The following is a 24271-nucleotide window of genomic DNA, read 5'->3' as shown; positions in this document are numbered from 1 at the left end:
TCGAAAATAATTTATTTTTCACAGCACAATAAAAAAGGCGCTCACCGGCAAAATCGGTAAACGCCCTTTCTAGTACCCTGTGTAACGCTTATTCACTACCGTCAGGAAAGTTCTCTTTTAAGTATTCCAGAACGTTTTTATTGACCTTGTGTTCTGTGAATTTATAGCCTTTCCAGTACTCCGGCTGCTCGAGGTAGACTTCGGGCGGAATGGTGAAGTCACTTAACACCATCCACTCAGCAAACAGCTCTGGGTTTCGTTTCTGTACCAGTTGTAGCAACATTATCAATGACATAGCAGAGGCAGGAACATTAACCGAACCATCTAAATATTTATGTATGGTTGAACGGTTGGCCCTGAACAGTATCGGCAAGATAGCTTTATCTAGCCCCATCTCTTCAAATATCTTAGCAAAATCATTCATTTACATGAATCCCTACCGGTTTCAAGACACCTCAAAATTGAGATTAATCAAAGAAACGTATTTTACCACATTTTGGCATCACAAACATTAGGCGTTCAGAAACACAGATTCATTTGTGTGATTAATCAAAAGCTTACTTTTCTTTACAAAACAACTATCACATAACAAAAACCAAATATGTTTCCAATGAAAACCTAAATAACCACCCAATGGAAACTTTTAGAGAATCACCCTCATTTTATCGTGCTTTACTTAACATTTAATGCGGCGTAGATTCCTGATTCTCGAAACGACATTTGATTCTATTGGAATCAAAAATAAGTTCATAAAGAAACTTAAACAGCAATTATTTTTAAAGAGAAATTAACAAATGAAGGCAATCAGCAAAACATTCCTGGCTATAGTTATCGGTGTGGTTTGTTCTGGCACTGCGCATGCAGCCCTTACTCAAGGCCAGCGCGACGCCGCGTTTTCCATGTTCCATGAAGGCGCAAGCCTTTACAATTCCCTTCCTCTGGATGCCCCAGAAGATGAAGTCAATGCTGCACATGATAAAGCGGTTACCGGTCTGGCAAGACTGGGGGTAAAGGCGGGTGATTTCGAATCGGCTATCACTAACATTAACTCAATGGCGGGCACCGTAGAAAATTTACAGGCAATGATTGGATATGATTTGAATGGTTCGTCTGCGGCAATACGCCCTCATCTTCCAGGTGTACGGGCACATGAAAGCGCAATGAAAGATGAGGCGCTGCGCGATGCTTATCGCAGAGGAACTGGTGAGGTGATTCCCCTTAAAGCACCGGCGACAGAAACCGTCAAGGGGCAATACACACAGACTAAACCTGCCGCGCTCTCACTGGATAAATCAAAAGCGAAACCAGTCATCAGCACCGAGCAATATCGACAGGCAACAGCAGTAACGCTGACCACAACGGAAGACCACGTTGCGAAGAATTCAGCAGAGATTGCCGAGCATGCTAACACGCTTGAGCAGCACCACCGCGTTTTAGTCGCCGTAGGTAAAGAGATGCAAAATATCCGTGACACCACCACTGATAACACGGCCGCTATTGACCAAAATGGCAGTGATATCCAGTCCGTTGCGGAATATGCGAAAGGCAACCACGCTCAAATCATTCAGACAAAAAATACCGTAGAAGGCATCCAGAAACAGGAAACTATCCAAAATGGTTCACGCGTTCAGGGCATGATGATTGCGAAACATAACGCTGAACAGGAAGCCATCCAGCAGCAAATTACCGCACTGGCGGAAACTATCCCTGCGGCTACCGTTGATCACAGCAAGGAAATCGCTGCCAACCGGGAATCTATCAATACAACCAATCGTACATTAACCGATCTGAAGAAGCAGCAGAAAGCCGAGTCAGATTATTACGAAGGGCAGATTCAGAACCTGGCCGATGAAGCCAGTGCAGCGATCAACAGCGATCGCCAGCAGATCATCAGCACACAGCAACGCGTGGACTCCAATGCCGCACAGCTGAGCAAACTGAACAGTAATTTCAGCAGCCTGAAGCATACCGTTGACGAAAATAAACATGAAGCTGCGGCCGGCTCCTCCTCCGCAATGGCGCAGGCGAACATTCCTCAAGTACTGAATGGTCAGACAGTTGCCGTCGGTGCTGGTGTTGGTGGCTATGATGGCGAATCCGCTATCGCCGTTGGGGTGTCCTTCCGTGCCGCAGACAGCGTCACCGTCAAAGCAACCGTCAGCGATGATTCTCAGCAGAACGTCGGGTATGGCGCGGGCGTCTCTGTAGGCTGGTAATGCTTCACACCATTGGGCGCTCTGCTGAGCGCTCTTTTTTTGCCTCAAACATATTGGTCAACAGATTTTTATGATGAACATAATGAAAGAAATGAAGAAATTAACACTGCTGGCCTTCGTGCTGCTTGCCGGTTGCTCATCATCTGCTTCCCGAATGGCGGAATGTCAGGCACAGGGAATTTCCCGCAATACCTGTTATCTTGCCGAGCAAAACAGACAAGCGGCTATCCTGGGTGCCTCGCAAGCACAAGCTTATAAAAACGCCAGCGAGGCTAATGACGATTCAGGGAATAAACATCATCATCACGCCAGACAATATGGCCAGGCTGCGCATAAAAACCACATTTATAAGGGATATGGCGTGGCGTTCCGAATGAGCAGCAAAAATTTTGCTTACCTGAATGATTCGTTGTGCGCTATTGATGAAGACAATACCGACGCCACAACCTATCAGAGCGGCCTTTATAATGTCATTGTCTATCACCGCACCGGTAAAGTGGCGTTGATGAAACAGGGGCAATTCCAGGGATATTTAAAATGATGTCTCGCCAGGAGGGGGTCATACATGCCGTTGTTATCGCTGCGTTTATATTCGCCCTCCTGCAACTGGTACTGTTAACACTGCTCATCCATGCGATTAATGTTAACAATGAAGTCCATGAAGCTGTTTATCAGTCGAATAAACAGCTGATTGGAGAAGTACAACAGCTGCTCGCACTTCCCGAAATGTTAAAAAAATAATTATACTGTCTGCATAATGTTCCCCTCTTTTTACTACCGGTTTTAAGAGGGGCTTTTTAATCAGGCTTAGCTGTTCTTTTAAAACGTCCTGTTCCGGACTTAAGGTATAAAGTGACGTAATATCGAAATCTGGCAGGCGAATTTCGTCGCAGTAGCCGATATACTTAACGTCAGCAGCGGCATCATACCGCTGAGATAAACGGACGGTATAACAGGAGGTTTCATGCTGATATTTATCCCTATCATGATTTTTGTCGTACTGGTGGTCGTTGCCGCTGGCGTCAAAATCGTTCCTCAGGGCTATCAATGGACGGTCGAACGTTTTGGTCGCTACACCAATACGCTTCAGCCTGGGCTTAGCCTTGTCGTGCCCTTCATGGACAGGATTGGCCGTAAGATCAACATGATGGAGCAGGTTTTAGATATTCCGTCTCAGGAAGTTATCTCCAAAGATAACGCCAACGTCACCATCGATGCAGTCTGTTTTATTCAGGTCATTGATGCGCCAAAGGCTGCCTATGAGGTGAGTAACCTTGAACTGGCGATCATTAACCTGACGATGACCAATATTCGTACCGTGCTGGGTTCTATGGAGCTTGATGAAATGCTCTCCCAGCGCGACAGCATCAACACGCGTCTGCTGCATATCGTTGATGAGGCCACCAATCCATGGGGCATTAAAGTCACCCGTATCGAAATCCGCGATGTTCGCCCACCCGCAGAACTGATTGCGTCGATGAACGCCCAGATGAAAGCTGAACGTACAAAACGCGCCTATATTCTGGAAGCTGAAGGTATTCGTCAGGCGGAAATCGTTAAAGCCGAAGGGGAAAAACAGTCGAAGATCCTCAAAGCGGAAGGTGAACGTCAGTCGGCCTTCCTCGAAGCGGAAGCCCGTGAACGTTCCGCAGAGGCAGAAGCGCGTGCAACCAAAATGGTGTCAGAAGCCATTGCCGCCGGGGATATTCAGGCGGTGAACTACTTCGTCGCACAGAAATATACCGAAGCGCTGCAACAGATCGGGACATCCAGTAACAGCAAAGTGGTCATGATGCCTCTGGAAGCCAGCAGCCTGATGGGCTCTATTGCAGGCGTGGCCGAACTGATCAAAGACAGCGCCAACGAACGGAAAAGATAATGGTCGAGATGATTCTGGCTCATCCGCATATTTTCTGGTTAAGCCTGGGCGGCCTGTTGCTGGCCGCCGAGATGCTGGGCGGCAACGGTTATCTGCTGTGGAGCGGCGTTGCCGGGGTGATCACCGGCCTGCTGACCTGGGTTCTGCCCGTCAGTTGGGAGTGGCAGGCGGTAATATTCTGTATCCTGACACTGCTGGCGGCGTGGCTGTGGTCAAAATGGCTGGCGCGCCAGGTCAAGGAGCAGAAACCCGCAGACAGTCAGCTTAATCAACGCGGGCAACAGCTTGTGGGGCAGCGTTTTACCCTCGATAACGCTTTGGTTAACGGGCGTGGGCAGGTTCGGGTTGGCGATAGCGCCTGGCCCGTTATTGCTGATGACGATTTTCCTGCGGGGTCAAAAGTTGAAGTCATTGCGGTAGAGGGCATTACGCTGCGCGTTCGTCTCTCTGATCAGGCAAAACGTTAAGCCTGCTTTTTATGCTGGCAGCAGCCCGAAAGATGGTCGATTATCGGGCAATCCACGCCGTCATCACCGGGGCAGGACGCCGCCAGCGCCAGAAGCTGATCGCGCATCGCTTGCAAGTCGCTGATATGTTTTTCAATTTCAGCGACTTTTTGCAGGGTATGCGCCTTCACATCCGCGCTGTGCCGTTTCGGATCATTGAAAAGCGTCACCAATTCGCCACACTCTTCCAGATTAAATCCTACCTGCCGTGCCTGACGTAACAGCGTAAATTCATCAATATGTTTTTGCGTGTAGCTACGGTAACCGTTCTCGCTGCGCAGCGGCGGCGTCACCAGCCCCTTCTCTTCATAAAAGCGAATGGCTTTACTGGTTAAGCCGGTTTTTTTGGCAACATCGCTGATGTTCATCCTCGTCTCCGAATGCAGTGATACCGATCGGCCTAGTATAACCCACTCCACTCATCATGCCGCAATGGCGGTAACAGTTGATACAAATCAAAAGAGCCCACCGTTTTACACTTTCATCGTAGACGACATCCGGGGTAATAAAATATAAATGCAAATGATTTTAATTATCATTCAATAATCGGATGTTGAATATCAATGACATTGAATACCGTCGGTGAGCTGGATCTCACCCCCCACTTCGCGCTGGAGGGCAATCAGCCCTTTAAAGATCGACGGGCAACGATGCCCTGGCGCGGCGCGGTCCCCATCGCGAAAGAACAGATGGCACAAACCTGGCAACAGATCATCAGCGAGGTGGCGCCGCCACGCAAGCGCCTGCTGTATCTCCATATTCCCTTTTGCGCCACCCATTGCACCTTCTGCGGTTTTTATCAGAATCGCTATCAGGAGGAAAGCTGCACCCGTTACACGGATGCGCTGCTGCGCGAAATTGAGCAAGAGGCTGACAGCGTACTGCATCAATCCGCACCAATTCATGCGGTCTATTTCGGCGGCGGTACGCCATCGGCACTCTCGGCGCCCGATCTGGCCCGCATTATCACCACGCTGCGTAAGCGCCTGCCGCTGGCGCCAGATTGTGAAATCACCATCGAAGGGCGGGTCCTGAATTTTGATGATGACCGCATAGATGCCTGTCTGGATGCAGGAGCAAACAGATTTTCTATTGGCATTCAGTCATTTAATAGCAAAATTCGCAAGAAAATGGCACGTACTTCTGACGGCCCTACCGCGATCGCGTTTATGGAAAAGCTGGTGCGGCGCGATCGTGCAGCAGTCGTATGCGATCTGCTGTTTGGTCTTCCGGATCAGGACACCGCGCTGTGGGGCCAGGATCTCGCTATCGCGCGTGATATCGGTCTTGATGGCGTTGACCTTTATGCGCTTAATCTGCTGCCGAATACCACACTCGGTAAAGCAGTGGAAAACGGGCGAACCACGCTTCCATCACCGGGTGAGCGTTGCGATCTCTATCTGCAGGGGCATGATTTTATGGCGAGTGCGGGCTGGCGCTGTATCAGCAACAGCCACTGGGCACGGACGACCCGCGAACGCAATCTTTACAACCTGTTAATTAAACAAGGGGCCGATTGCCTTGCTCTCGGTTCTGGTGCCGGCGGTTCCATAAACGGTTATTCCTGGATGATCGAACGCAATCTCGACGCCTGGCACGCTGCCATCAAGGCCGGGCAAAAACCGCTAATGATGATGATGCGCACCGCCGAGCGTGCCTTCCAGTGGCGACATACATTACAGGCTGGTGTAGAAACCGCCAGGGTACCACTCGATGAACTGACCCCTCATGCCGAAAAACTGGCACCGCTGCTGGCACAGTGGCACAACGCCGGGCTGACGCTCGACGCTTCCACCTGCCTGCGCCTGACCCATGAGGGTCGATTCTGGGCCAGCAATATTTTGCAGTCTCTTGATGAGTTAATTCAGCAACTTAATTCGCCGCGCATTGTGGTTGAAAACCAATCAGGGAGTAACCTATGAGCCATGTTTCTTTACAGGATCTTTTGAAAACGGAACCAGACGGCACGCTGGAGGCCATTGCGACACAATATAAAACCACGCTGCTGGATGTCGTCCAGAATCTGCCGAACGCAACGCTGGTCTCCGGCGATAAGTTTGACACCGTTTGGCAGAGCGTTGTTGATTGGGGCAAAGTCACGACGCTGGTCCATACTTCAGACGTGATCCTCGAATTTAGCGGCGACCTGCCTTCCGGCTTCCATCGCCACGGCTACTTTAACCTGCGCGGGAAACACGGCATGAGCGGCCATATTAAAGCGGAAAACTGCACGCATATCGCGCTCATTGAGCGCAAGTTCATGGGCATGGATACGGCATCAATTTTGTTCTTCAACGCGGCGGAAAGCGCGATGCTCAAGATATTCCTGGGCCGTGACGATCATCGTCAACTGCTGGCCGATCAGGTTACGGCATTCCGTATGCTTGCTGCCACGTTGAAAGGAGATGCCGGATGAGACCGTGGTTAATATTCGGCGCGGGCGGTAGCGGCGTTGGCGCGCTAATGCTGACTCACGCGCTGGCTGAAGGGCGCCCGGTATATGCCGTGGTACGCAAGCCGGATGTCGCCGAGCGCCTTACACAACAGGGAGTCACCGTGTTCACCGGCGATGCCTGTAACACCGAGCTGGTTACCCTCGCCTGTGAGGCGGCGGGGGCAAACGCCACTATGTTGTCATCCATGGGCGGCGCACAGGAGTATCTCGCGCACCGCACAGTGATTGATGCCGCAGAAAAAGCGGGACTCTCGCGCATGATCCTGGTGACGTCGTTGGGCTGCGGCGAAGGCTGGCGCTGGCTCTCTCCCCGCGCACGCGCGGCATTTGGTCAATCGATACGCGAAAAATCCCTGGCCGAAAGCTGGCTGCAAACCAGCACGCTCGATTACGCCATCCTTCGCCCCGGCGGCCTGTTGACGGGCGACGCGACAGGTAACGCACAGCGTTTCCAGAACAGAGAGGTGCACGGTTTCGTGATGCGCGCAGATGTCGCCGCGCACGCGGCAGAACTGGCAGGCGCGCCTCAACTCCACCAGCAGATTTACAGTCTGGTTGACCCCGAACTGAAACCCGCCCGCGCCTGATTGCCGCCCCAACCGAGCGCTCTTTTACGTCTCTTCATCATCATTGTAAAAACCGCCTTGACCTTCCCCTTGCGGGAAGGTTTAAGCTTATTCACACTCAGAAGATAAGGAGTTTGTTATGTCCAATACTATCGACCTGACGCTTGATGGCCTCTCCTGCGGCCACTGCGTTAAACGTGTTAAAGAGAGCCTGGAAAAACGTCCTGATGTGGAGCAGGCTGATGTCACCATTACCGAAGCCCACGTTACCGGTAGCGCCAGCGCGGAAGCGCTGATCGAAACCATTATTGAAGCGGGTTACGGCGCAGAGTTAAGCCACCCAAAGGCTAAACCGCTGGCGGAAGCAGTAACCCCGTCGGAAGCACTGACAGCGGTCACCCCTGAGCTTCCGGCAGCCCAGGATCTGGATGACAGCCAGCAGTTGCTGATCAACGGAATGAGCTGCGCCAGCTGCGTCTCTCGCGTGCAAAAAGCCCTTCAGGCGGTACCGGGCGTCGCACAGGCACGGGTAAACCTTGCGGAGCGCACTGCGCTGGTGATGGGCAGCGCCTCCGCCGCTGATTTAGTCCACGCCGTAGAGAAAGCAGGCTACGGCGCGGAAGCGATTGAAGATGATCTGAAACGTCGTGAGCGCCAGCAGGAAACCGCGCTCGCCACCATGAAGCGCTTCCGCTGGCAGGCGATTGTCGCGCTGCTGGTCGGTATCCCGGTTATGATCTGGGGAATGATCGGCGACAACATGATGGTGACCGACGCCAACCGCTCGCTGTGGCTTGTCATCGGGTTGGTGACGCTGGCCGTGACGGTCTTCGCCGGCGGCCACTTCTACAGCAGCGCATGGAAAAGCCTGAAAAACGGCACCGCGACGATGGATACGCTGGTGGCGCTGGGTACTGGCGTTGCGTGGCTCTATTCGATGAGCGTCAACCTGTGGCCGCAGTGGTTCCCGATGGAAGCACGTCATCTCTATTATGAAGCCAGCGCGATGATCATCGGTCTGATTAACCTCGGCCATATGCTGGAAGCGCGCGCCCGTCAGCGTTCATCAAAAGCGCTGGAGAAACTGCTCGACCTGACGCCGCCGTCTGCCCGCGTGGTGACGGAAAACGGCGAAAAAACCGTGCCGCTGGCCGAGGTTCTGCCGGGTATGACGCTGCGTCTGACTACCGGCGACCGCGTGCCGGTCGATGGCGAAATCACCCAGGGCGAAGCCTGGTTTGACGAAGCGATGCTCACCGGTGAACCGGTGCCGCAGGAAAAAAGCAATGGCGATGCTATTCACGCCGGGACGGTGGTACAGGACGGTTCCGTTCTGTTCCGCGCCAGCGCGGTGGGCAGCCATACCACGCTGTCGCGCATTATTAAAATGGTGCGCCAGGCGCAAAGCAGTAAACCCGAAATCGGCCAACTGGCGGATAAAATCTCGGCGGTGTTCGTGCCTGCCGTGGTCGCCATCGCGCTGTTCAGCGCCGCCATCTGGTACTTCTTTGGCCCGGCGCCACAGATTGTCTACACTCTGGTGATCGCCACCACCGTACTGATTATCGCCTGCCCGTGTGCCCTCGGCCTTGCAACGCCAATGTCGATTATTTCTGGCGTGGGTCGTGCGGCTGAGTACGGCGTGCTGGTTCGTGATGCCGACGCGCTACAACGGGCAAGCGAACTGACCACGCTGGTGTTTGATAAAACCGGCACGCTGACGGAAGGCAAGCCGCAGGTTGTGGCAGTGAAAACCTTCTCAGGTGTAGAAGAAGCGCAGGCGCTGCGTCTTGCCGCCGCGCTGGAGCAAGGTTCAAGCCACCCGTTAGCGCGAGCAATTCTGGAAAAAGCGGGGGATACAACGTTGCCGCAGGTTAACGCCTTCCGCACCCTGCGCGGGCTGGGCGTCAGCGGCGAAGCGGAGGGTCAAACGCTGCTGCTGGGTAACCAGGCGCTGCTCAACGAACAGAATATCTCAACCGCTGAGCTGGAAAGTGACATCAACGCGCAGGCTTCACAGGGCGCCACCCCGGTGCTGCTGGCAGTTGACGGCAAAGCCGCTGCGCTGTTCGCCATCCGCGACCCGCTGCGTGCCGATAGCGTTGCGGCGCTTGAGCGTCTGCACCGCGAAGGTTATCGCCTGGTGATGCTGACCGGCGACAACCCAACTACCGCCAATGCCATCGCCAAAGAAGCGGGTATTGATGAAGTGATCGCAGGCGTGCTGCCGGACGGTAAAGCCGAAGCCATTAAAAATCTGCAACGTCAGGGGCAGAAAGTGGCGATGGTCGGCGACGGCATCAACGATGCGCCGGCGCTGGCGCAGGCAGAAGTGGGTATCGCCATGGGCAGCGGCAGCGATGTGGCCATTGAAACGGCTGCCATCACCCTGATGCGTCACAGCCTGATGGGCGTCGCGGATGCGCTGGCAATCTCCCGCGCCACGCTGCGTAATATGAAGCAGAACCTGCTGGGCGCGTTTATTTACAACTCGCTGGGTATCCCCATCGCCGCCGGTATTCTCTGGCCGATAACGGGTACGCTGCTCAACCCGGTAGTCGCTGGCGCGGCAATGGCGCTCTCTTCCATTACGGTTGTGAGCAACGCGAATAGATTGCTGCGGTTTAAACCGAAGGCATAAAGCGGAAAAAGGCAGACGTCAAAACGCCGTTTGCCTTTTTCCATGCATCACCATAATAAATTAATTATGTTTATTTATAGCTTCACTCTATTGATAAATAAAATATCTCCGATGGAAAGATATTCCTCTCAGTTTTATAATGTCCACTTCAAATGATAAGGACATTAGAACGATGCTCAGAAAGATTATCCCCCTCATTTTAATGGCTACGCCGCTGGTCACTTATGCAGGGTTATTTAATTCAGCACCTGAATTAAAATGTGGCGATGTCGATGCTGTCGTCGCAGCTAAAGATTGGATTTATAACGATGCACTGGGCCATTTGCAACACGATTACCTCTCGGACTCCAGTCTTTTCTTTGGTCTGCCACAAAGTGATTATGAACAACAACTACGCGCCATTCCTGTTCAACTCAGTGATATCGTTACGCAAAGCTCTAGTTCAGAGGTAAGAAGTAACTGTTCTGCAAAAGTCTCGGCCGCGATCCCCCAGGCCACGCTGGATTTTTTGAAAGTACTCCCAGATACACTGAAAGAAATTACGCAAGGATATGGGCAAGTGCTCAATAACCAGGTTGTCTGGAAAGACTTTACCTACGATATTCAGCTCGCAGATAATAATAAAGACATTATCGTTACCCCATCACAGAGCGCTTATACCACCACATCATCGATCTACTATATGGCGACAATGGCGGTTTCCAAAGATAGCATAATTAAGAAAAAAAATGACTCAGAAGTGTATGCGGCGGCGGAAGCATATTCAGGCGTTGACCGTGAACTTAACGAAGTCTGGAAAATGCTGCCAGACTCTGCTCGCGCAGCGTTAAAAAAAGAGCAGCAAACTTGGGTGAATCAAAAATCGCAGAAATGCGGGAAGCTTAGTGATGCCCAATCTGAGACACTACCGGCCGCGCAGCGTATAAGTATTTACCAGTGCCAGAGTCGTTTGACCGATAAAAGAATTGAATACCTTGGCGGTGATGATACATACGACTAAACGATTTACTAATATTTTGACCATTCTGAGAAAAAGCAATGAAGCAACTTATTACCAGAATGATTATCGCATTTACGGGTTGTATCGTGATGTACATCATTCACGATGAAGGTAGTATTCTCTATCATGCATTTTTCTTACCGCAAAGCCATGGCATCGGCCTTGGCTTCGTCAAGCATTACATTTTGTTTATATCATTCCCATTACTCATAACAACATCATTCCTGTCTAAAAAGCACTCTTTTATACTTTCATTAATGGCACTGTTTTATCTATGCTATTCCTGGTTCGCTCTCAATCCATTGAGAGTTACGCTGATTTTTTTAGCCTACAGCATAAGCTATATCAGTATTTTATTTCTCAGTAAAAGGTATCATATTACATAAATAACATTCACCCCATGAATTAAATTCAATATTTATCTGTTGTTTAGATATTTCAACCAGATAGTAAATTCAGCAATGTTATTCTACAATAACAAACCAATTAAATAAGGAACTATTGCTACTATGTTAAGGAAAACAATATTTTTACTTTTAGTCCTATCTCCGACCCTCAGCCACGCAGGGTTATTTGAGTCTGAACCCGAACTTAAATGCGGTAACGACAATGTCATTGCGGCGGCAAAGGCCTGGTTCTATGACGAATCATTAAGTCAGTTGCAAAATAGTTATATTCAAACCCCGGAACTGTTCCACGGTATTCCACAGAACACATACGAACAGCAGCTCCGTGCCATCCCCATTCAGTTCGGTGATGTGACAACACTGAGCTTGCGCACGGGGATGACACAGCGTAACTGCACGGCGAAAATCTCGGCCGGCATTCCTCAGGCGACACTTGACCTCCTAAAAATACTCCCAGAAAGCCTGAACGATATTACGCAGGGTAATGGGCAAGTACTCAATAACGATGTGGTCTGGAAAGAAGTTAAATACGAAATTCAGGTCGCCGATAATGGCAAAGATATCATTGTCAATGCTACACAGGACATCAAACCGCTGACCACATCAATTTATAATATCGCAACATTAGCCGTTGCCAAAGATGCTCTCATCAGGCAAAAAAATGATGCTGATATCTCTATGGCGGAACAACGCTTCAATCGTGACGATCGCGAACTTAACATCATCTGGCAATCGCTTCCTGACTCATCTCGCGCCGCGTTGAAAAAAGAGCAACAGGTTTGGGTGACGCAGAAGGCACAGAAGTGCGGCAAAATCAGTGATGCTAAATCTGAGGCCGTCCCTGCTGCTCAACGCATCAACATTTATCAATGTCAGCAGCGATTAACGGGTGAACGTATCGCGTATCTCGGTGGCGAAGACCCAGAAGGCGACTAATTCGGAAGCTGACCAGGGGCGCATTGCGCCCTTCTTCCCAACGCGCTAGCATGAACCTTTCTCAAAGGGAGCGCGTATGAGTCTGTTAGATCAACTAAAACGCTTGTGGCATGCGCTGCGAGGCGCCCCCTATAGCTGGCCCGCCGTTGATATTTCCCTACCTGGCGGGCGTGAACTTCACCTGGTCGGCAGCATTCATATGGGCACCCGCGATATGTCGCCGCTGCCACCGAAGCTGATAAAAAAGCTTCAGCAGGCCGACGCGCTGATTGTAGAAGCGGATATTTCCGGCAATGAAGCGCCTTTTGACAACCTTCCTCTTTGTGCTCCCCTTGCCGAACGCCTGACGGCAACACAGCTTGCCGAGCTGGAAAGACTGGCCGATGAGCAAGGCATACCTCTTGCGCGTTTCGATACCCAGCCACTGTGGCAAATCGCGATGGTGATGCAGGCAACGCAGGCGCAAAAGCTGGGCCTGCGCCCGGATTTCGGGATTGATTATCAGCTCTTGCAGGCGGCGCGGCAGGCATCCCTACCCATTCAGGAGCTGGAAGGCGCATCAAGTCAGATTGCGCTGTTACTTCAGTTGCCTGATAACGGGCTGGCGCTGCTGGAGGACACCCTCACCCACTGGCACACCAACGCACGGTTGTTGCAGGTGATGATTGGCTGGTGGCTGGAACAGCCGCCGACCGACAGAAACTCACCGCTGCCGAATACCTTTAGCCAGTCGCTGTATGATGTGTTGATGGTGCAGCGTAATCAGGCGTGGCGCGATACGCTGCTGGCGCTGCCGCCGGGGCGCTATGTGGTGGCAGTTGGCGCGCTGCATCTGTATGGCGAAGGCAACCTGCCGCAGATGCTGAAATAAAAAAATGGCCAATATCTCTATTGGCCCGTCAAAGAGGAATTTCATCATTATTATTATCCCGAAGTTCGCACTCCGGATCCTTTGATTGTCGCTCAAAGTCATCATCACTTCCATTACTATTGCGCAAGATAATACTATTTTTTAGCCAGCTCAGAGGCGTATGCTTAAGGCATATCTGTTCAGTAGTAAGAAAGGATGATTATGACTCCCGCCGTTAAGTTACTCGAAAAAAACAAAATTTCTTTCCAGACCCACGCCTACGATCACGATCCGAGCGAAACCAACTTTGGTGACGAAGTGGTGCGCAAACTGGGTCTGAATGCGGACCAGGTCTACAAAACGCTGCTGGTCGCCATCAATGGCGATATGAAACATCTGGCCGTGGCGGTCACACCGGTGGCCGGGCAGCTTGATTTGAAAAAAGTGGCAAAGGCGCTGGGCGCGAAGAAAGTCGATATGGCAGACCCGATGGTAGCGCAGCGTACGACCGGGTATCTGGTCGGCGGTATCAGCCCGCTGGGGCAGAAAAAACGCCTGCCGACGGTGATTGATGCGCCCGCGCAGGATTTTGCCACCATCTATGTTTCAGGTGGCAAGCGCGGGCTGGATATTGAACTCGCGGCAAGCGATCTGGCGAAGATCCTTGATGCAAAATTCGCGGATATTGCGCGCAGGGATTGAGTGCCAGGCCCCCTCACCCCGGCCCTCTCCCGCAGGGAGAGGGAGAAAACCGAGTTCGTATTTGCATTGAGCACAATCCGTCCCCTCTCCCTGCGGGAGAGGGTTAGGGTGAGGGCCCCTATTCCCAGCTCACTTCCCCTTTCGGTTCGTAAGCATTCACATCTATCGGCGAGTTCTGTTCGATAAACTGCTTCAGCACTTCCGCATCGATAAACCCGGTGTTCACATAGCCCGGTAATTTATCAATTTGCGGATAACCATCGCCGCCGCTGGCGTTAAAGCTAAGGGTCGCCAGGCGATAGTTTTTCGCCGGATCAATCGGTTCGCCTTTGATTTTAAGGTCCGTCAGCTTGCCGTCTTTTGCCACAAAACTGACGTTGGCAAACTGCGGGTAGGCACCGGAGTCCGGTTTTTTCTGCGCCACGGCGGTGAGGTAATCCGTCACCTCTTTGCCGGTCATATCGGCATAGACCACCACGTTGCCAAACGGTTGAACTTTCAGCACGCTTTTATAGGTGATATCCCCTGCTTCGATAGAATCACGAATGCCGCCACCGCTCATTACCGCGAAATCAGCGCCGGTACGCGCCATTTGTGCCGCAAGGAGCACGCGTGCCAGGTTGGTCTGTACAAAACGGACCTTGCTACGGTCGCCTTCCAGATGACCATTCACCGTACCAATTTTGACACCGAGCTGCGCTTTGCCTTTATTCTGGAACGGGCTCAGCAGCGAGAGCATTTGCGCGCTTTCCGGGATTTGCGGCGTGTAAAGTACGCGCTCACTTTGCCCGTTATCGTAAGTCACTTTCTTCTTCAGGTTCACCGGGATCAGCTGATAATGCACCAGCTTGAGTTCACCGTTGCGGAACTCAAAATCGGCGCGCCCAACGTATTTCCCCCACTCATGGGCCTGAACAATCCAGATGCCGTTCTGTTTATCCGGCGCACACGGCGTGCCTGGCACATAATCGACCTGCTTTTTATTCTCCGACGCCATGCAAACCGGATCCTGTGAGTGACCACCCACAATCATCGCCAGCGCCCCGGCAGGCAGGCTGCGCGCCATCTCGACATCGCCCGGCGCGTTAGAGCCGTGGTTACCGTTGTCATAGTGGCCCATGTGCGTAGCGGCGATGATAAAATCAGGTTTTTCATTCATCTGAAGTTCCTGAATGACCAACTTCGCTTCTTCGGCAGGCTTACGAAACTCAATATCCGTAAAGTTTTCCGGGTTACCTATACGGGCGGTATCGTCGGTCGTCAGGCCAAGCACGGCAATTTTGAGATCCTGGCGCTTAAAGATCGCCCACGGTTTAAACAGGCGCTCGCCGGTGCTTTTCTGATAAATGTTGGCCGACAGGAACGGGAACTTCGCCCACTTTTCCTGCTGGCGCAGCACGCTCATCGGGTTATCAAATTCATGGTTACCGACCGCCATCGCGTCATAACCCACCAGATTCATGCCACGAAAATCGGGCTCTGCATCCTGTAAATCCGACTCCGGCACGCCGGTATTAATATCGCCGCCAGAGAGCAGCAGCACGCTCCCGCCTTCCGCTGCCACCTCTTTGCGAATGCCATCCACCAGCGTTTTTTGCGCCGCTAAACCGTACTCGCCATATTCGCTGCGCCAGAAGTGACCGTGATGATCGTTAGTATGTAATATTTTGATTTTATAGGTTTTATCTTTTTCCCAGGCCTGAACGCCTGTGCTTGCCAAAGACAGCGCGGCCAGCATCGCCAGCGCTATGCCCCGTCGAACAAATTTCATGATCCACTCCCTGATTGAATGACAAGTGCCGAAATTACAACGCTCTGAAAGAATAGTCGAATTTCATTTTAGAAATGAGACTTCCTTCATACGCCGCAGACAGGTATCTTAGGCTGATAACTATTACAACATCGATTATCTCCAACATCGCACCATCAAATATAAGTGGAATCTATGGCAATCAGTGAAACCAGCCCTGGGCTGTCCGGCTCCTCTGCGCCCCAGCAACAGGCACGCACGTCGTTTAAAATTCTCGGGGCCATCAGCCTCTCTCACCTGCTTAACGACATGATTCAGTCGTTAATTCTGGCTATCTACCCGCTGCTACAGGCTGAATTCTCGCTCAGTTTCGTGCAGATCGGGATGATTACCCTCACCTTCCAGCTCGCCTCCTCGCTGCTTCAGCCGGTGGTCGGCTACGTGACCGATAAGCGCCCGATGCCGTGGTCGCTGCCTATCGGCATGTGCTTTACCCTAAGCGGCCTGATTCTGCTGGCGCTGGCGGGCAGTTTCTATACCGTTCTGCTGGCCGCTGCGCTGGTCGGTACCGGGTCGTCAGTTTTCCACCCGGAATCCTCGCGCGTGGCGCGTATGGCGTCCGGTGGACGTCATGGCCTGGCGCAGTCAATCTTCCAGGTTGGCGGTAACTTTGGCAGTTCGTTAGGGCCGCTGCTGGCGGCGGTTATTATTGCCCCGTACGGTAAAGGCAACGTCGCCTGGTTCGTGCTGGCAGCGCTGCTGGCGATTGTTGTACTGGCGCAAATCAGCCGCTGGTATGCCGCACAGCACCGCATTAATAAAGGTAAACCTAAAGCCGCGATTATTAATCCGCTGCCGCGCAATAAGGTGATTCTGGCCGTTTGCGTACTTCTGATGCTTATTTTTTCAAAATACTTCTATATGGCGAGCATCAGCAGCTATTACACCTTTTATTTGATGCATAAGTTTGGCTTATCCATCCAAAATGCGCAGATACACCTCTTTGCCTTCCTGTTTGCGGTCGCGGCGGGAACCGTGATTGGCGGGCCTGTTGGCGATAAAATTGGGCGTAAATATGTTATTTGGGGCTCTATCCTCGGCGTTGCACCGTTTACGCTTGTTTTACCCTACGCATCGCTGGAATGGACCGGTATTTTAACGGTGATCATTGGATTTATCCTCGCTTCCGCATTTTCGGCGATTCTGGTATACGCTCAGGAGCTCTTACCTGGCCGAATTGGCATGGTTTCCGGTTTATTCTTCGGTTTCGCCTTCGGCATGGGCGGCTTAGGTGCTGCGGTACTGGGGCTGGTTGCTGACCATACCAGCATCGAACTGGTCTATAAAATCTGTGCTTTCCTGCCACTTCTGGGGATGTTGACCATATTCCTGCCTGATAACCGACAAAAACAGTAATTTTCACGCAGCCAAAGTCAAACTTTGGCTGCGTAGTTCCCCAGCCACTGCGGCATTTCCCCTGCTATTCCTCAGCCAATCCCACTTTTGGGGTTATTCCGATCATTAATTCCTTTTTTTATTAAAATTCAACATTTATTCATAAACATGATGACCCATTTTGTCATAAACTATTACAAGGTTTTTTGGTTTTCCGGATGATGTCACGCATCTGAGCCAAAAATGGAACAACGCACCACCACGAAAGGAGACGGAATGCATCACGCCACACCGCTTATCACCACCATTGTTGGTGGTCTTGTTCTCGCATTTTTCCTTGGCATGATTGCCAACAGATTACGCATATCTCCTTTAGTCGGTTATTTATTAGCAGGCGTTCTGGCCGGGCCATTCACGCCGGGTTTTGTCGCCGATACGCAACTGGCACCTGAACTGGCGGAACTGGGCGTGATTCTGCTGATGTTTGGCGTCGGGCTGCACTTTTCACTGAAAGATTTGATGGCGGTAAAGGCCATCGCCATTCCCGGTGCAATTTTACAGATAGCGGTGGCAACGCTGCTGGGTATGGCGCTTTCGTCGTTGCTCGGCTGGTCGTTGATGACCGGTATCGTGTTCGGCCTGTGTCTTTCCACCGCCAGTACCGTGGTGCTGCTGCGCGCGCTGGAAGAACGGCAACTCATTGATAGCCAGCGTGGGCAAATCGCCATCGGCTGGTTGATTGTTGAAGACCTGGTGATGGTGTTAACGCTGGTTCTGCTGCCTGCCGTCGCAGGTATGATGGAAAAAGGCGACGTTGGGCTGGCTTCGCTGGCGCTGGACATGTCGATTACCATCGGCAAAGTCGTCGCCTTTATCGCCATTATGATGCTGGTAGGCCGTCGTCTGGTGCCGTGGATACTCTCTCGTAGCGCCGCCACCGGCTCACGTGAGCTGTTTACCCTCTCGGTGCTGGCATTAGCGCTCGGCATCGCCTTCGGTGCGGTTGAGCTGTTTGATGTCTCCTTTGCATTGGGCGCATTCTTCGCCGGGATGGTGCTGAATGAGTCTGAACTGAGCCACCGCGCGGCCCACGATACGCTGCCTCTGCGCGACGCGTTCGCCGTGCTGTTCTTCGTTTCCGTCGGCATGCTGTTTGACCCAATGATTCTGATCGAGCAGCCGCTGGCGGTGCTCGGCACGCTGGCAATCATCGTCTTCGGTAAGTCATTAGCGGCGTTCTTCCTCGTACGCCTGTTCGGTCACTCGCAGCGTACCGCGCTGACTATCGCCACCAGCCTGGCGCAGATTGGTGAATTCGCCTTTATTCTGGCAGGGCTCGGCATGGCGCTGGATCTGCTGCCGCAGGCCGGGCAGAACCTGGTGCTGGCAGGGGCGATCCTGTCGATTATGCTCAACCCGATTCTGTTTACCCTGCTGGAGAAATATCTCGAGAAAACCGAGACGCTGGAAGAGCAAACGCTTGAAGAAGCGATTGAGGACGAGAAGCAGATCCCGGTGGACATCTGTAATCATGCGCTGCTGGTTGGCTACGGTCGCGTCGGCAGCCTGCTCGGCGAGAAGCTGATGGCGCAGGGTATTCCGCTGGTGGTGATTGAAACCTCCCGCACGCGCGTCGATGAACTGCGCGAGCGCGGTATTCGCGCGGTATTGGGCAATGCGGCTAATGAAGAGATCCTCAATCTGGCGCATCTGGATTGCGCCCGCTGGCTGCTGCTGACCATTCCGAACGGCTACGAAGCCGGTGAGATTGTCGCCACCGCGCGCGAAAAATGCCCGGGCATTGAGATTATCGCCCGCGCACATTATGACGATGAGGTGGCGTATATCAGTGAACGCGGCGCCAATCAGGTGGTGATGGGCGAACGTGAGATTGCGAAAACCATGCTGGGGTTGTTAGAAAAACCGCCGCTTGAAGAGGCGGTGACAGGCTAAAACCGGAGTGCCGGATGGCGGCTACGCCTTGTCCGGCCTACTCATTCACAAAAGCGTTCCAGGCCCGGTAAGCGAAGTGCCACCGGGCTGGCTCAAAATGAGATGCCAGAGGCTTCATCCCTGATTTACCACGGATTAAGTCAGGAATAAATCATCGCTCCTGGTTGAGCGGAAATACTTGTGCCAGAAATCCAGACCTTATCCATAGCCTTATCTCACGTCCTAAATAATCAAAAATAGAAAAACACGCCAGTATTGGCAGTTATCGCGCGACGTGTTTGTGACAATAAAAGAGTAAGAAATGCATTACCTGGATGGGATAACATTTTTTGTTTGATCAGCGCTGCCATGCACTGAAGATTTTTCGATCCGATAACACACTCATCTTCATAATCGTCGATCAGTATATGTAGCGATGCATTAAGTGAATAGATGATATCTGTTTCTCTAAGTGCCTGCTCATCCATATCCGTTAGAATGTATTCCCAAAGATCGCCAGGCACGCAGTAGTCATAATCAAGGCGTTCCATCGCCTCCTGATTTAACGGAACAGAAATGCATTTCATAAGGCACCTCTTTTTACCGCTCCCAGTACGCCTCTTCGAGGCTATCTTCCCTTTCCGGCAGGCCGCGCGTCAGGCGCGGTGAATGCTGGTTAAGCACCTGATAACTCACCCGGTTGGCATATTTACACACCTGTGCCAGCGACGAATAGGTCAGCCAGTGATGCTGGTGCTTACTGGAATTCGGCACGTTATTGCGATGGTAGTTATTAGCGGTGATATCGTGCAGCAGCGCCGCCAGCGCGCCATCTCCCGCACCGTTGGTATTCATGATTTTTTCCGGGCCGCCCATATATGGCGCAATGTGCGAATACACTCGCAGCGGGTCCTGGCAATCTTTAAAACGCACCGCACGGCTGAATTCATACTGGTTGAATTCGGCAATAGCCCCCGGCAATAGCGGATGCTGGGTTTTACGTTTTGCCTCGTTTTCGGTAAAGCCTGCCATGTAAAGCCCTACCGGCCCGGCGGTGCACAACACCAGATCCACCCAGTCCAGCGCTTTATCGGAGGCCAACAGCGGGTCATCCAGCCCGGTTAGCGCCAGCCCCTCTTCTTCATTCATTGCCAGAATCGAGACATGCTCTTTGAGAAATGCCTGCCACCACTGCGGGTTATCGGCAATCACATACTTGGTGCCAAGCGTCAGGACGACCGGAACGTTATATTTCTTCGCGTAGGCAATCGCCTGCATGGTGGCGTCTTTCATCGGCTCACCGGGCTTGCAGCGCACCAGGTAAGAGGTCAGCACCAGCGCAGAGGCGCCCGCGATCACGGCTTCCGGAATGCTTTCCGGGCGCAGCTGGTTCATATGGCCAGGGCTAATCGCGAAGGTGCGTTCGCCGGATTCGCTAATCAGCGTAAAGCAGCGGCCAATCGGGCCATCAACACCCTGCAAATAGTTGAGGTCGGTACGGCTGGAGGTATTGCACAAATAACGGTACGCGTAGCCGCCAATTTCTACGTTGCGGCACATCACGCCGAGCAGTACCGAGCGGTCGTCCGCCAGCACCGAATAGTTGTGCATGGTGTTGCCGATGGTTCCCCCGGCAAACTGATGGGTGATGAGGTTATTCTGCACCAGCTCCAGATACAGCGCTTCCGCCACATCATCTTCAATCACCAGCGAATGCCCGGCGCTCAGGCCGTAGCGCTGGATAAACGCGTCATCGACTTTGGCTTCGATATCCACCAGGGTTTGGTCAATGCCAACCACCCAGGAGACACCATTTTCGCTTTCAGGCTGAATTTGTTTTAACAGCGGATCGCGGGCGTTAACGGGAAAATAGTGTTTTGATTTACGTTTACCGGGAAATTTCATGATTCTGTTTACTGGTGGATAGCCGAGCGGGAAATGGTAGCACATTCCACCAGCCGCATGCGACGAACGTCGTGCAGGTCAGCGTTCAATATCGGTCAGCGGGATCGCAGTTTCCCGCGCTGGGAACTCTACAATATCGCGAGGATACTAAGGAGCGCGTGATGAAAGCGGAAAATAAGATCCCCGTACTGGAGAAAATCTCGGCAGAAATGCAGCAGGTCATGCAATTTGAGCGGCCCGACTTGCCGCCCTGGCCCGCCGATGCAACGCTTGAAATTCAGCGCGATTACTACACGCGCGAACGACAATTCTGGAACGAGGGCGCGCCCGAGATGGCCACCGTCGAGTGTGTGGTTCCCACGCCATACGGCACCGTGGCAACACGGATTTACTCACCGCAGCCGGAAAGCCCGGCGACGCTGTTTTATCTGCACGGCGGCGGCTTTATTCTCGGCAATCTGAACACGCACGACCGTATTATGCGGCTGTTGGCAAAATACAGCGGCTGCACGGTGATTGGCATTGATTACACCCTCTCGCCGGAGGCCCGCTATCCGCAGGCGATTGAAGAAATCGTCGCCGTTTGTCAGTTCTTTCAGCGCCGCGATACCGCCCACCACATCAATATGACGCAAATTGGCTTTGCGGGGGATTCTGCGGGCGCGATGCTGGCGCTGGCCAGCGCGCTGTGGCTACGCGATCGTCAGATAAACTGCGGGCATGTTGCGGGGACGCTGCTGTGGTATGGGCTATATGGTTTGCAGGATTCCGTCAGCCGTCGGTTGATGGGCGGAAGCTGGGACGGGTTAACGCGTGAGGATCTGGAAAGCTACGAACGCGCCTATTTACGGGATGCGCAGGACAAAGAATCGCCGTGGTACTGCTTGTTCAATAACGATCTCACCCGTGACGTGCCTCCCTGTTTTATCGCCGGCGCGGAATACGATCCGCTGATTGACGACAGCCGCCTGCTGCATCAAACGCTACAGGCGCATCAGCAAACCAGCCGTTATGTGATGTATCCCGGCGTGCTGCACGCGTTCTTACACTATTCACGGATGATGAAAACCGCCGACCAGGCGCTGCGGGACGGCGCGGCTTTCTTTGTCGAGCAACTGCATACTCGCTAGCAATGCGGCGTCACCAGCGCCTGCATCATATCGATATGTTCCGGTGTGTCATTTAGCGCCGGAATATATTCATATTTCACCCCACCAGCTTCGAGGAACACTTCCCGGTTTTGTACCGCGATTTCTTCCAGCGTCTCCAGGCAATCGGCGGAGAAGCCCGGGCACATCACCTGAATGTGTTTCACGCCCTTCTCACCCAGCATCTTCAGCGTTTCATCCGTATACGGCGTCAGCCACGGTTCGCGGCCAAAGCGCGACTGGAAGGTCATCATTACTTTATCCGGGTCAATTTCCAGCGCGGAAACCAGCGCGCGCGTGGTATCGCGGCAGCGCTGCGGATAATCATCGCCTTCATTGGCATAACGCTGCGGAATGCCGTGATAAGACAGCATCAGCAAATCCGGTTCGCCGTGGCGCGCAAAAGAGGCCTTCACCGTCCCCGCCAGCGCGTTGATATAGTCATGATCGGTCGCGTAATCGCGAATGAACGTGATGCCCGGAATGGCGCGGGTTTTACCCAGGATGCGCGCCAGTTCATCCCACACGGCGGCAACCGTCGAGCAGGAGTATTGCGGATACAGCGGCAGTACCACGATATGGTCAACATCCTGCGCCAGCAAATCATTAACGGCGCTTTCCAGCGACGGCGTGCCATAGCTCATCCCCAGCGCAACGGGCATGTCTGGCAGACGTTCCGCCAGCGCTTTTTGCTGTCTGCGGCTGTATACCATCAGCGGCGAGCCCTCTTCCATCCACACGGATTGATAGAGTTTTGCCACGCGCGGCGAGCGAATAGGCAGGATCACACCGCGTAACAGCGGCCACCATAACAGGCGGGAGGTATCGACAACGCGTCGGTCGCTGAGGAATTGCCGAAGATAGCGTTTAACCGCGTCGGCGGTTGGCGCATCGGGTGTACCGAGGTTTACCAGCAGAATTCCTGTCTTTTTATAACGCATTACCGCCTCTCATTGATTCAAATCGTTGATAATTGTAGCGGAAAAGCGGGGAAGAAAAACTAATTGCTGTAAGAGGTGGTGCGGATAGTTGCCTGATGGCGCTGCGCTTATCAGGCCTACAAAAAATGCAGGCCGGATAAGGTGCGCGCACCGCCATCCGGCAAAACGGCCTTAGCCGAGGATTTTTTCCAGTTCTGCGCGAACGGCAGCAACGGCCTGGGTGCCGTCAACTTTCGCGTATTTGGTGTTACCCGCCTGCGCTTCTTTAGAGTAGTAGCCGATCAGCGGCGCAGTCATCTGATGATATTCCACCAGACGTTTACGCACGGTTTCTTCCTGATCGTCTTTACGAGTGGTCAGCTCTTCGCCGGTCACATCATCTTTACCTTCCACTTTCGGCGGATTGAATTTGATGTGATAAACACGGCCAGATGCCGCGTGAACGCGACGGCCAACGATACGGTCAACGATCAGCTCGTCCGGAACATCGAATTCCAGAACGTAATCAACGTTGATGCCCGCTTCTTTCATAGCGTCTGCCTGCGGAATAGTACGCGGGAAGCCGTCCAGCAGGAAACCGTTACGGCAATCTTCCTGGGAGATGCGTTCTTTAACCAGCGCGATAACCAGTTCGTCGGTAACCAGCTTGCCAGCATCCATGATGTCTTTGGCTTGTTTACCCAGTTCAGAACCGGATTTCACGGCTGCACGCAGCATATCGCCGGTGGAGATTTGCGGAATACCGTACTTCTCCATGATGAACTGAGCCTGAGTTCCTTTACCCGCGCCCGGAGCGCCAAGCAGAATGATACGCATTGCGAAAATCCCCTCAAAGGTTGTCTAAATTTTTCAAAAGCGCTAAACGATACCACCAACGCGCCATTGGCTCAAGGAAGCGGGGCGGCGCTGAAACGGTTAATGGGGGGAAAAGTGCGGTTTGATGCCCTCACCCCGGCCCTCTCCCACAGGGAGAGGGAGAAGACCGGCACCAAATGAACCATGGGCACAATCGGTCCCCTCTCCCTGCGGGAGAGGGTTAGGG

The 24271-nt window shown here is 52.7% G+C and carries 23 protein-coding genes; 16 read left to right on the top strand and 7 right to left on the bottom strand.

The window, feature by feature from the left end:
- Positions 1-88 precede the first annotated feature (88 nt).
- Entirely contained in the window at positions 89-424 is a 336-nt protein-coding gene (locus AC1MKH_RS06045; RefSeq protein ID WP_015965501.1) for a hypothetical protein, read from the bottom strand.
- Between the two features lie 370 nt (positions 425-794).
- Here AC1MKH_RS06045 and AC1MKH_RS06040 point away from each other — a divergent pair, with 370 nt between their 5' ends.
- From AC1MKH_RS06040 to AC1MKH_RS06020, 5 genes are all read left to right on the top strand, one after another.
- On the top strand, positions 795-2216 hold the full coding sequence (locus AC1MKH_RS06040) for a YadA-like family protein (protein WP_276222390.1): 1422 nt from the start codon (positions 795-797) through the stop codon (positions 2214-2216).
- Positions 2217-2286: 70 nt separating this feature from the next.
- On the top strand, positions 2287-2757 hold the full coding sequence (locus tag AC1MKH_RS06035) for a hypothetical protein (RefSeq protein ID WP_276222388.1): 471 nt from the start codon (positions 2287-2289) through the stop codon (positions 2755-2757).
- Entirely contained in the window at positions 2754-2957 is a 204-nt protein-coding gene (locus AC1MKH_RS06030) for a hypothetical protein (protein ID WP_276222386.1), read from the top strand. The genes AC1MKH_RS06035 and AC1MKH_RS06030 overlap by 4 nt, the downstream gene beginning before the upstream one ends.
- Positions 2958-3180: 223 nt before the next feature.
- Entirely contained in the window at positions 3181-4095 is a 915-nt protein-coding gene (locus tag AC1MKH_RS06025; protein WP_015965505.1) for an SPFH domain-containing protein, read from the top strand.
- Positions 4095-4562 (top strand): NfeD family protein, encoded by a 468-nt coding sequence (locus tag AC1MKH_RS06020; RefSeq protein ID WP_276222383.1) that lies wholly within the window; start codon positions 4095-4097, stop codon positions 4560-4562. The genes AC1MKH_RS06025 and AC1MKH_RS06020 overlap by 1 nt, the downstream gene beginning before the upstream one ends.
- Here AC1MKH_RS06020 and cueR read toward each other — a convergent pair.
- Positions 4559-4969 carry a Cu(I)-responsive transcriptional regulator gene (gene cueR, locus AC1MKH_RS06015; protein WP_015965507.1) on the bottom strand — a complete coding sequence of 137 codons (411 nt, stop codon included), beginning with the start codon at positions 4967-4969 and terminating at the stop codon, positions 4559-4561. The genes AC1MKH_RS06020 and cueR overlap by 4 nt on opposite strands.
- A gap of 195 nt (positions 4970-5164) precedes the next feature.
- Between cueR and hutW the strand changes: the two genes are divergently transcribed.
- From hutW to ybaK, 8 genes are all read left to right on the top strand, one after another.
- Complete coding sequence (hutW, locus tag AC1MKH_RS06010) at positions 5165-6523, top strand: heme anaerobic degradation radical SAM methyltransferase ChuW/HutW (RefSeq protein WP_276222380.1); 1359 nt, start codon at positions 5165-5167, stop codon at positions 6521-6523.
- Complete coding sequence (hutX, locus tag AC1MKH_RS06005) at positions 6520-7017, top strand: heme utilization cystosolic carrier protein HutX (RefSeq protein WP_276222378.1); 498 nt, start codon at positions 6520-6522, stop codon at positions 7015-7017. The genes hutW and hutX overlap by 4 nt, the downstream gene beginning before the upstream one ends.
- Positions 7014-7643 (top strand): NAD(P)H-binding protein, encoded by a 630-nt coding sequence (locus AC1MKH_RS06000; RefSeq protein ID WP_276222376.1) that lies wholly within the window; start codon positions 7014-7016, stop codon positions 7641-7643. The genes hutX and AC1MKH_RS06000 overlap by 4 nt, the downstream gene beginning before the upstream one ends.
- 118 nt (positions 7644-7761) lie before the next feature.
- The gene (gene copA / locus AC1MKH_RS05995) at positions 7762-10263 is read left to right on the top strand and encodes a copper-exporting P-type ATPase CopA (protein WP_327621887.1); all 2502 of its coding nucleotides are present in this window, start codon (positions 7762-7764) and stop codon (positions 10261-10263) included.
- A gap of 172 nt (positions 10264-10435) precedes the next feature.
- Positions 10436-11263 carry a lysozyme inhibitor LprI family protein gene (locus tag AC1MKH_RS05990; RefSeq protein ID WP_276222372.1) on the top strand — a complete coding sequence of 276 codons (828 nt, stop codon included), beginning with the start codon at positions 10436-10438 and terminating at the stop codon, positions 11261-11263.
- Between the two features lie 509 nt (positions 11264-11772).
- A complete protein-coding gene (locus tag AC1MKH_RS05985) occupies positions 11773-12606 on the top strand; it encodes a lysozyme inhibitor LprI family protein (RefSeq protein WP_276222371.1) in 834 nt (277 codons plus the stop codon).
- Between the two features lie 76 nt (positions 12607-12682).
- Positions 12683-13477 carry a TraB/GumN family protein gene (locus tag AC1MKH_RS05980; protein ID WP_276222370.1) on the top strand — a complete coding sequence of 265 codons (795 nt, stop codon included), beginning with the start codon at positions 12683-12685 and terminating at the stop codon, positions 13475-13477.
- Between the two features lie 201 nt (positions 13478-13678).
- The gene (ybaK, locus tag AC1MKH_RS05975) at positions 13679-14158 is read left to right on the top strand and encodes a Cys-tRNA(Pro)/Cys-tRNA(Cys) deacylase YbaK (RefSeq protein ID WP_015965513.1); all 480 of its coding nucleotides are present in this window, start codon (positions 13679-13681) and stop codon (positions 14156-14158) included.
- Positions 14159-14276: 118 nt separating this feature from the next.
- Here the strand turns inward: ybaK and ushA are convergent, their stop codons facing one another.
- Positions 14277-15929 (bottom strand): bifunctional UDP-sugar hydrolase/5'-nucleotidase UshA, encoded by a 1653-nt coding sequence (gene ushA, locus AC1MKH_RS05970; RefSeq protein WP_276222367.1) that lies wholly within the window; start codon positions 15927-15929, stop codon positions 14277-14279.
- A 174-nt stretch (positions 15930-16103) separates the two neighbouring features.
- Between ushA and AC1MKH_RS05965 the strand changes: the two genes are divergently transcribed.
- Together AC1MKH_RS05965 and ybaL are read left to right on the top strand one after the other, a co-directional pair.
- A complete protein-coding gene (locus AC1MKH_RS05965; protein ID WP_015965515.1) occupies positions 16104-17324 on the top strand; it encodes an MFS transporter in 1221 nt (406 codons plus the stop codon).
- Positions 17325-17579: 255 nt separating this feature from the next.
- On the top strand, positions 17580-19256 hold the full coding sequence (gene ybaL / locus AC1MKH_RS05960; protein WP_276222364.1) for a YbaL family putative K(+) efflux transporter: 1677 nt from the start codon (positions 17580-17582) through the stop codon (positions 19254-19256).
- Between the two features lie 230 nt (positions 19257-19486).
- On the opposite strand, the gene AC1MKH_RS05955 is transcribed toward ybaL, so the two are convergent.
- Together AC1MKH_RS05955 and AC1MKH_RS05950 are read right to left on the bottom strand one after the other, a co-directional pair.
- A complete protein-coding gene (locus AC1MKH_RS05955) occupies positions 19487-19786 on the bottom strand; it encodes a hypothetical protein (RefSeq protein WP_276222362.1) in 300 nt (99 codons plus the stop codon).
- 49 nt (positions 19787-19835) lie between these two features.
- On the bottom strand, positions 19836-21140 hold the full coding sequence (locus tag AC1MKH_RS05950) for an inosine/guanosine kinase (RefSeq protein ID WP_276222360.1): 1305 nt from the start codon (positions 21138-21140) through the stop codon (positions 19836-19838).
- 161 nt (positions 21141-21301) lie between these two features.
- Between AC1MKH_RS05950 and aes the strand changes: the two genes are divergently transcribed.
- The gene (gene aes, locus AC1MKH_RS05945; protein WP_276222358.1) at positions 21302-22270 is read left to right on the top strand and encodes an acetyl esterase; all 969 of its coding nucleotides are present in this window, start codon (positions 21302-21304) and stop codon (positions 22268-22270) included.
- Here the strand turns inward: aes and hemH are convergent.
- Entirely contained in the window at positions 22267-23229 is a 963-nt protein-coding gene (hemH, locus tag AC1MKH_RS05940) for a ferrochelatase (protein ID WP_276222356.1), read from the bottom strand. The two genes, aes and hemH, sit on opposite strands and share 4 nt — an antisense overlap.
- Before the next feature lie 171 nt (positions 23230-23400).
- A complete protein-coding gene (gene adk, locus AC1MKH_RS05935) occupies positions 23401-24045 on the bottom strand; it encodes an adenylate kinase (RefSeq protein WP_149462095.1) in 645 nt (214 codons plus the stop codon).
- Positions 24046-24271 lie beyond the last annotated feature (226 nt).

The sequence above is a fragment of the Pseudocitrobacter sp. CD920760 genome (assembly GCF_057782505.1).
This window is presented reverse-complemented; position numbering and strand designations above follow the sequence as displayed.

Excerpts from the sequence above, each read along its gene's own strand:
- AC1MKH_RS06045 (WP_015965501.1), bottom strand. The coding sequence starts at position 424 with ATGAATGATTTTGCTAAGATATTTGAAGAGATGGGGCTAGATAAAGCT.
- AC1MKH_RS06040 (WP_276222390.1), top strand. The coding sequence starts at position 795 with ATGAAGGCAATCAGCAAAACATTCCTGGCTATAGTTATCGGTGTGGTT.
- AC1MKH_RS06035 (WP_276222388.1), top strand. The coding sequence starts at position 2,287 with ATGATGAACATAATGAAAGAAATGAAGAAATTAACACTGCTGGCCTTC.
- AC1MKH_RS06030 (WP_276222386.1), top strand. The coding sequence starts at position 2,754 with ATGATGTCTCGCCAGGAGGGGGTCATACATGCCGTTGTTATCGCTGCG.
- AC1MKH_RS06025 (WP_015965505.1), top strand. The coding sequence starts at position 3,181 with ATGCTGATATTTATCCCTATCATGATTTTTGTCGTACTGGTGGTCGTT.
- AC1MKH_RS06020 (WP_276222383.1), top strand. The coding sequence starts at position 4,095 with ATGGTCGAGATGATTCTGGCTCATCCGCATATTTTCTGGTTAAGCCTG.
- cueR (WP_015965507.1), bottom strand. The coding sequence starts at position 4,969 with ATGAACATCAGCGATGTTGCCAAAAAAACCGGCTTAACCAGTAAAGCC.
- hutW (WP_276222380.1), top strand. The coding sequence starts at position 5,165 with ATGACATTGAATACCGTCGGTGAGCTGGATCTCACCCCCCACTTCGCG.
- hutX (WP_276222378.1), top strand. The coding sequence starts at position 6,520 with ATGAGCCATGTTTCTTTACAGGATCTTTTGAAAACGGAACCAGACGGC.
- AC1MKH_RS06000 (WP_276222376.1), top strand. The coding sequence starts at position 7,014 with ATGAGACCGTGGTTAATATTCGGCGCGGGCGGTAGCGGCGTTGGCGCG.
- copA (WP_327621887.1), top strand. The coding sequence starts at position 7,762 with ATGTCCAATACTATCGACCTGACGCTTGATGGCCTCTCCTGCGGCCAC.
- AC1MKH_RS05990 (WP_276222372.1), top strand. The coding sequence starts at position 10,436 with ATGCTCAGAAAGATTATCCCCCTCATTTTAATGGCTACGCCGCTGGTC.
- AC1MKH_RS05985 (WP_276222371.1), top strand. The coding sequence starts at position 11,773 with ATGTTAAGGAAAACAATATTTTTACTTTTAGTCCTATCTCCGACCCTC.
- AC1MKH_RS05980 (WP_276222370.1), top strand. The coding sequence starts at position 12,683 with ATGAGTCTGTTAGATCAACTAAAACGCTTGTGGCATGCGCTGCGAGGC.
- ybaK (WP_015965513.1), top strand. The coding sequence starts at position 13,679 with ATGACTCCCGCCGTTAAGTTACTCGAAAAAAACAAAATTTCTTTCCAG.
- ushA (WP_276222367.1), bottom strand. The coding sequence starts at position 15,929 with ATGAAATTTGTTCGACGGGGCATAGCGCTGGCGATGCTGGCCGCGCTG.
- AC1MKH_RS05965 (WP_015965515.1), top strand. The coding sequence starts at position 16,104 with ATGGCAATCAGTGAAACCAGCCCTGGGCTGTCCGGCTCCTCTGCGCCC.
- ybaL (WP_276222364.1), top strand. The coding sequence starts at position 17,580 with ATGCATCACGCCACACCGCTTATCACCACCATTGTTGGTGGTCTTGTT.
- AC1MKH_RS05955 (WP_276222362.1), bottom strand. The coding sequence starts at position 19,786 with ATGGAACGCCTTGATTATGACTACTGCGTGCCTGGCGATCTTTGGGAA.
- AC1MKH_RS05950 (WP_276222360.1), bottom strand. The coding sequence starts at position 21,140 with ATGAAATTTCCCGGTAAACGTAAATCAAAACACTATTTTCCCGTTAAC.
- aes (WP_276222358.1), top strand. The coding sequence starts at position 21,302 with ATGAAAGCGGAAAATAAGATCCCCGTACTGGAGAAAATCTCGGCAGAA.
- hemH (WP_276222356.1), bottom strand. The coding sequence starts at position 23,229 with ATGCGTTATAAAAAGACAGGAATTCTGCTGGTAAACCTCGGTACACCC.
- adk (WP_149462095.1), bottom strand. The coding sequence starts at position 24,045 with ATGCGTATCATTCTGCTTGGCGCTCCGGGCGCGGGTAAAGGAACTCAG.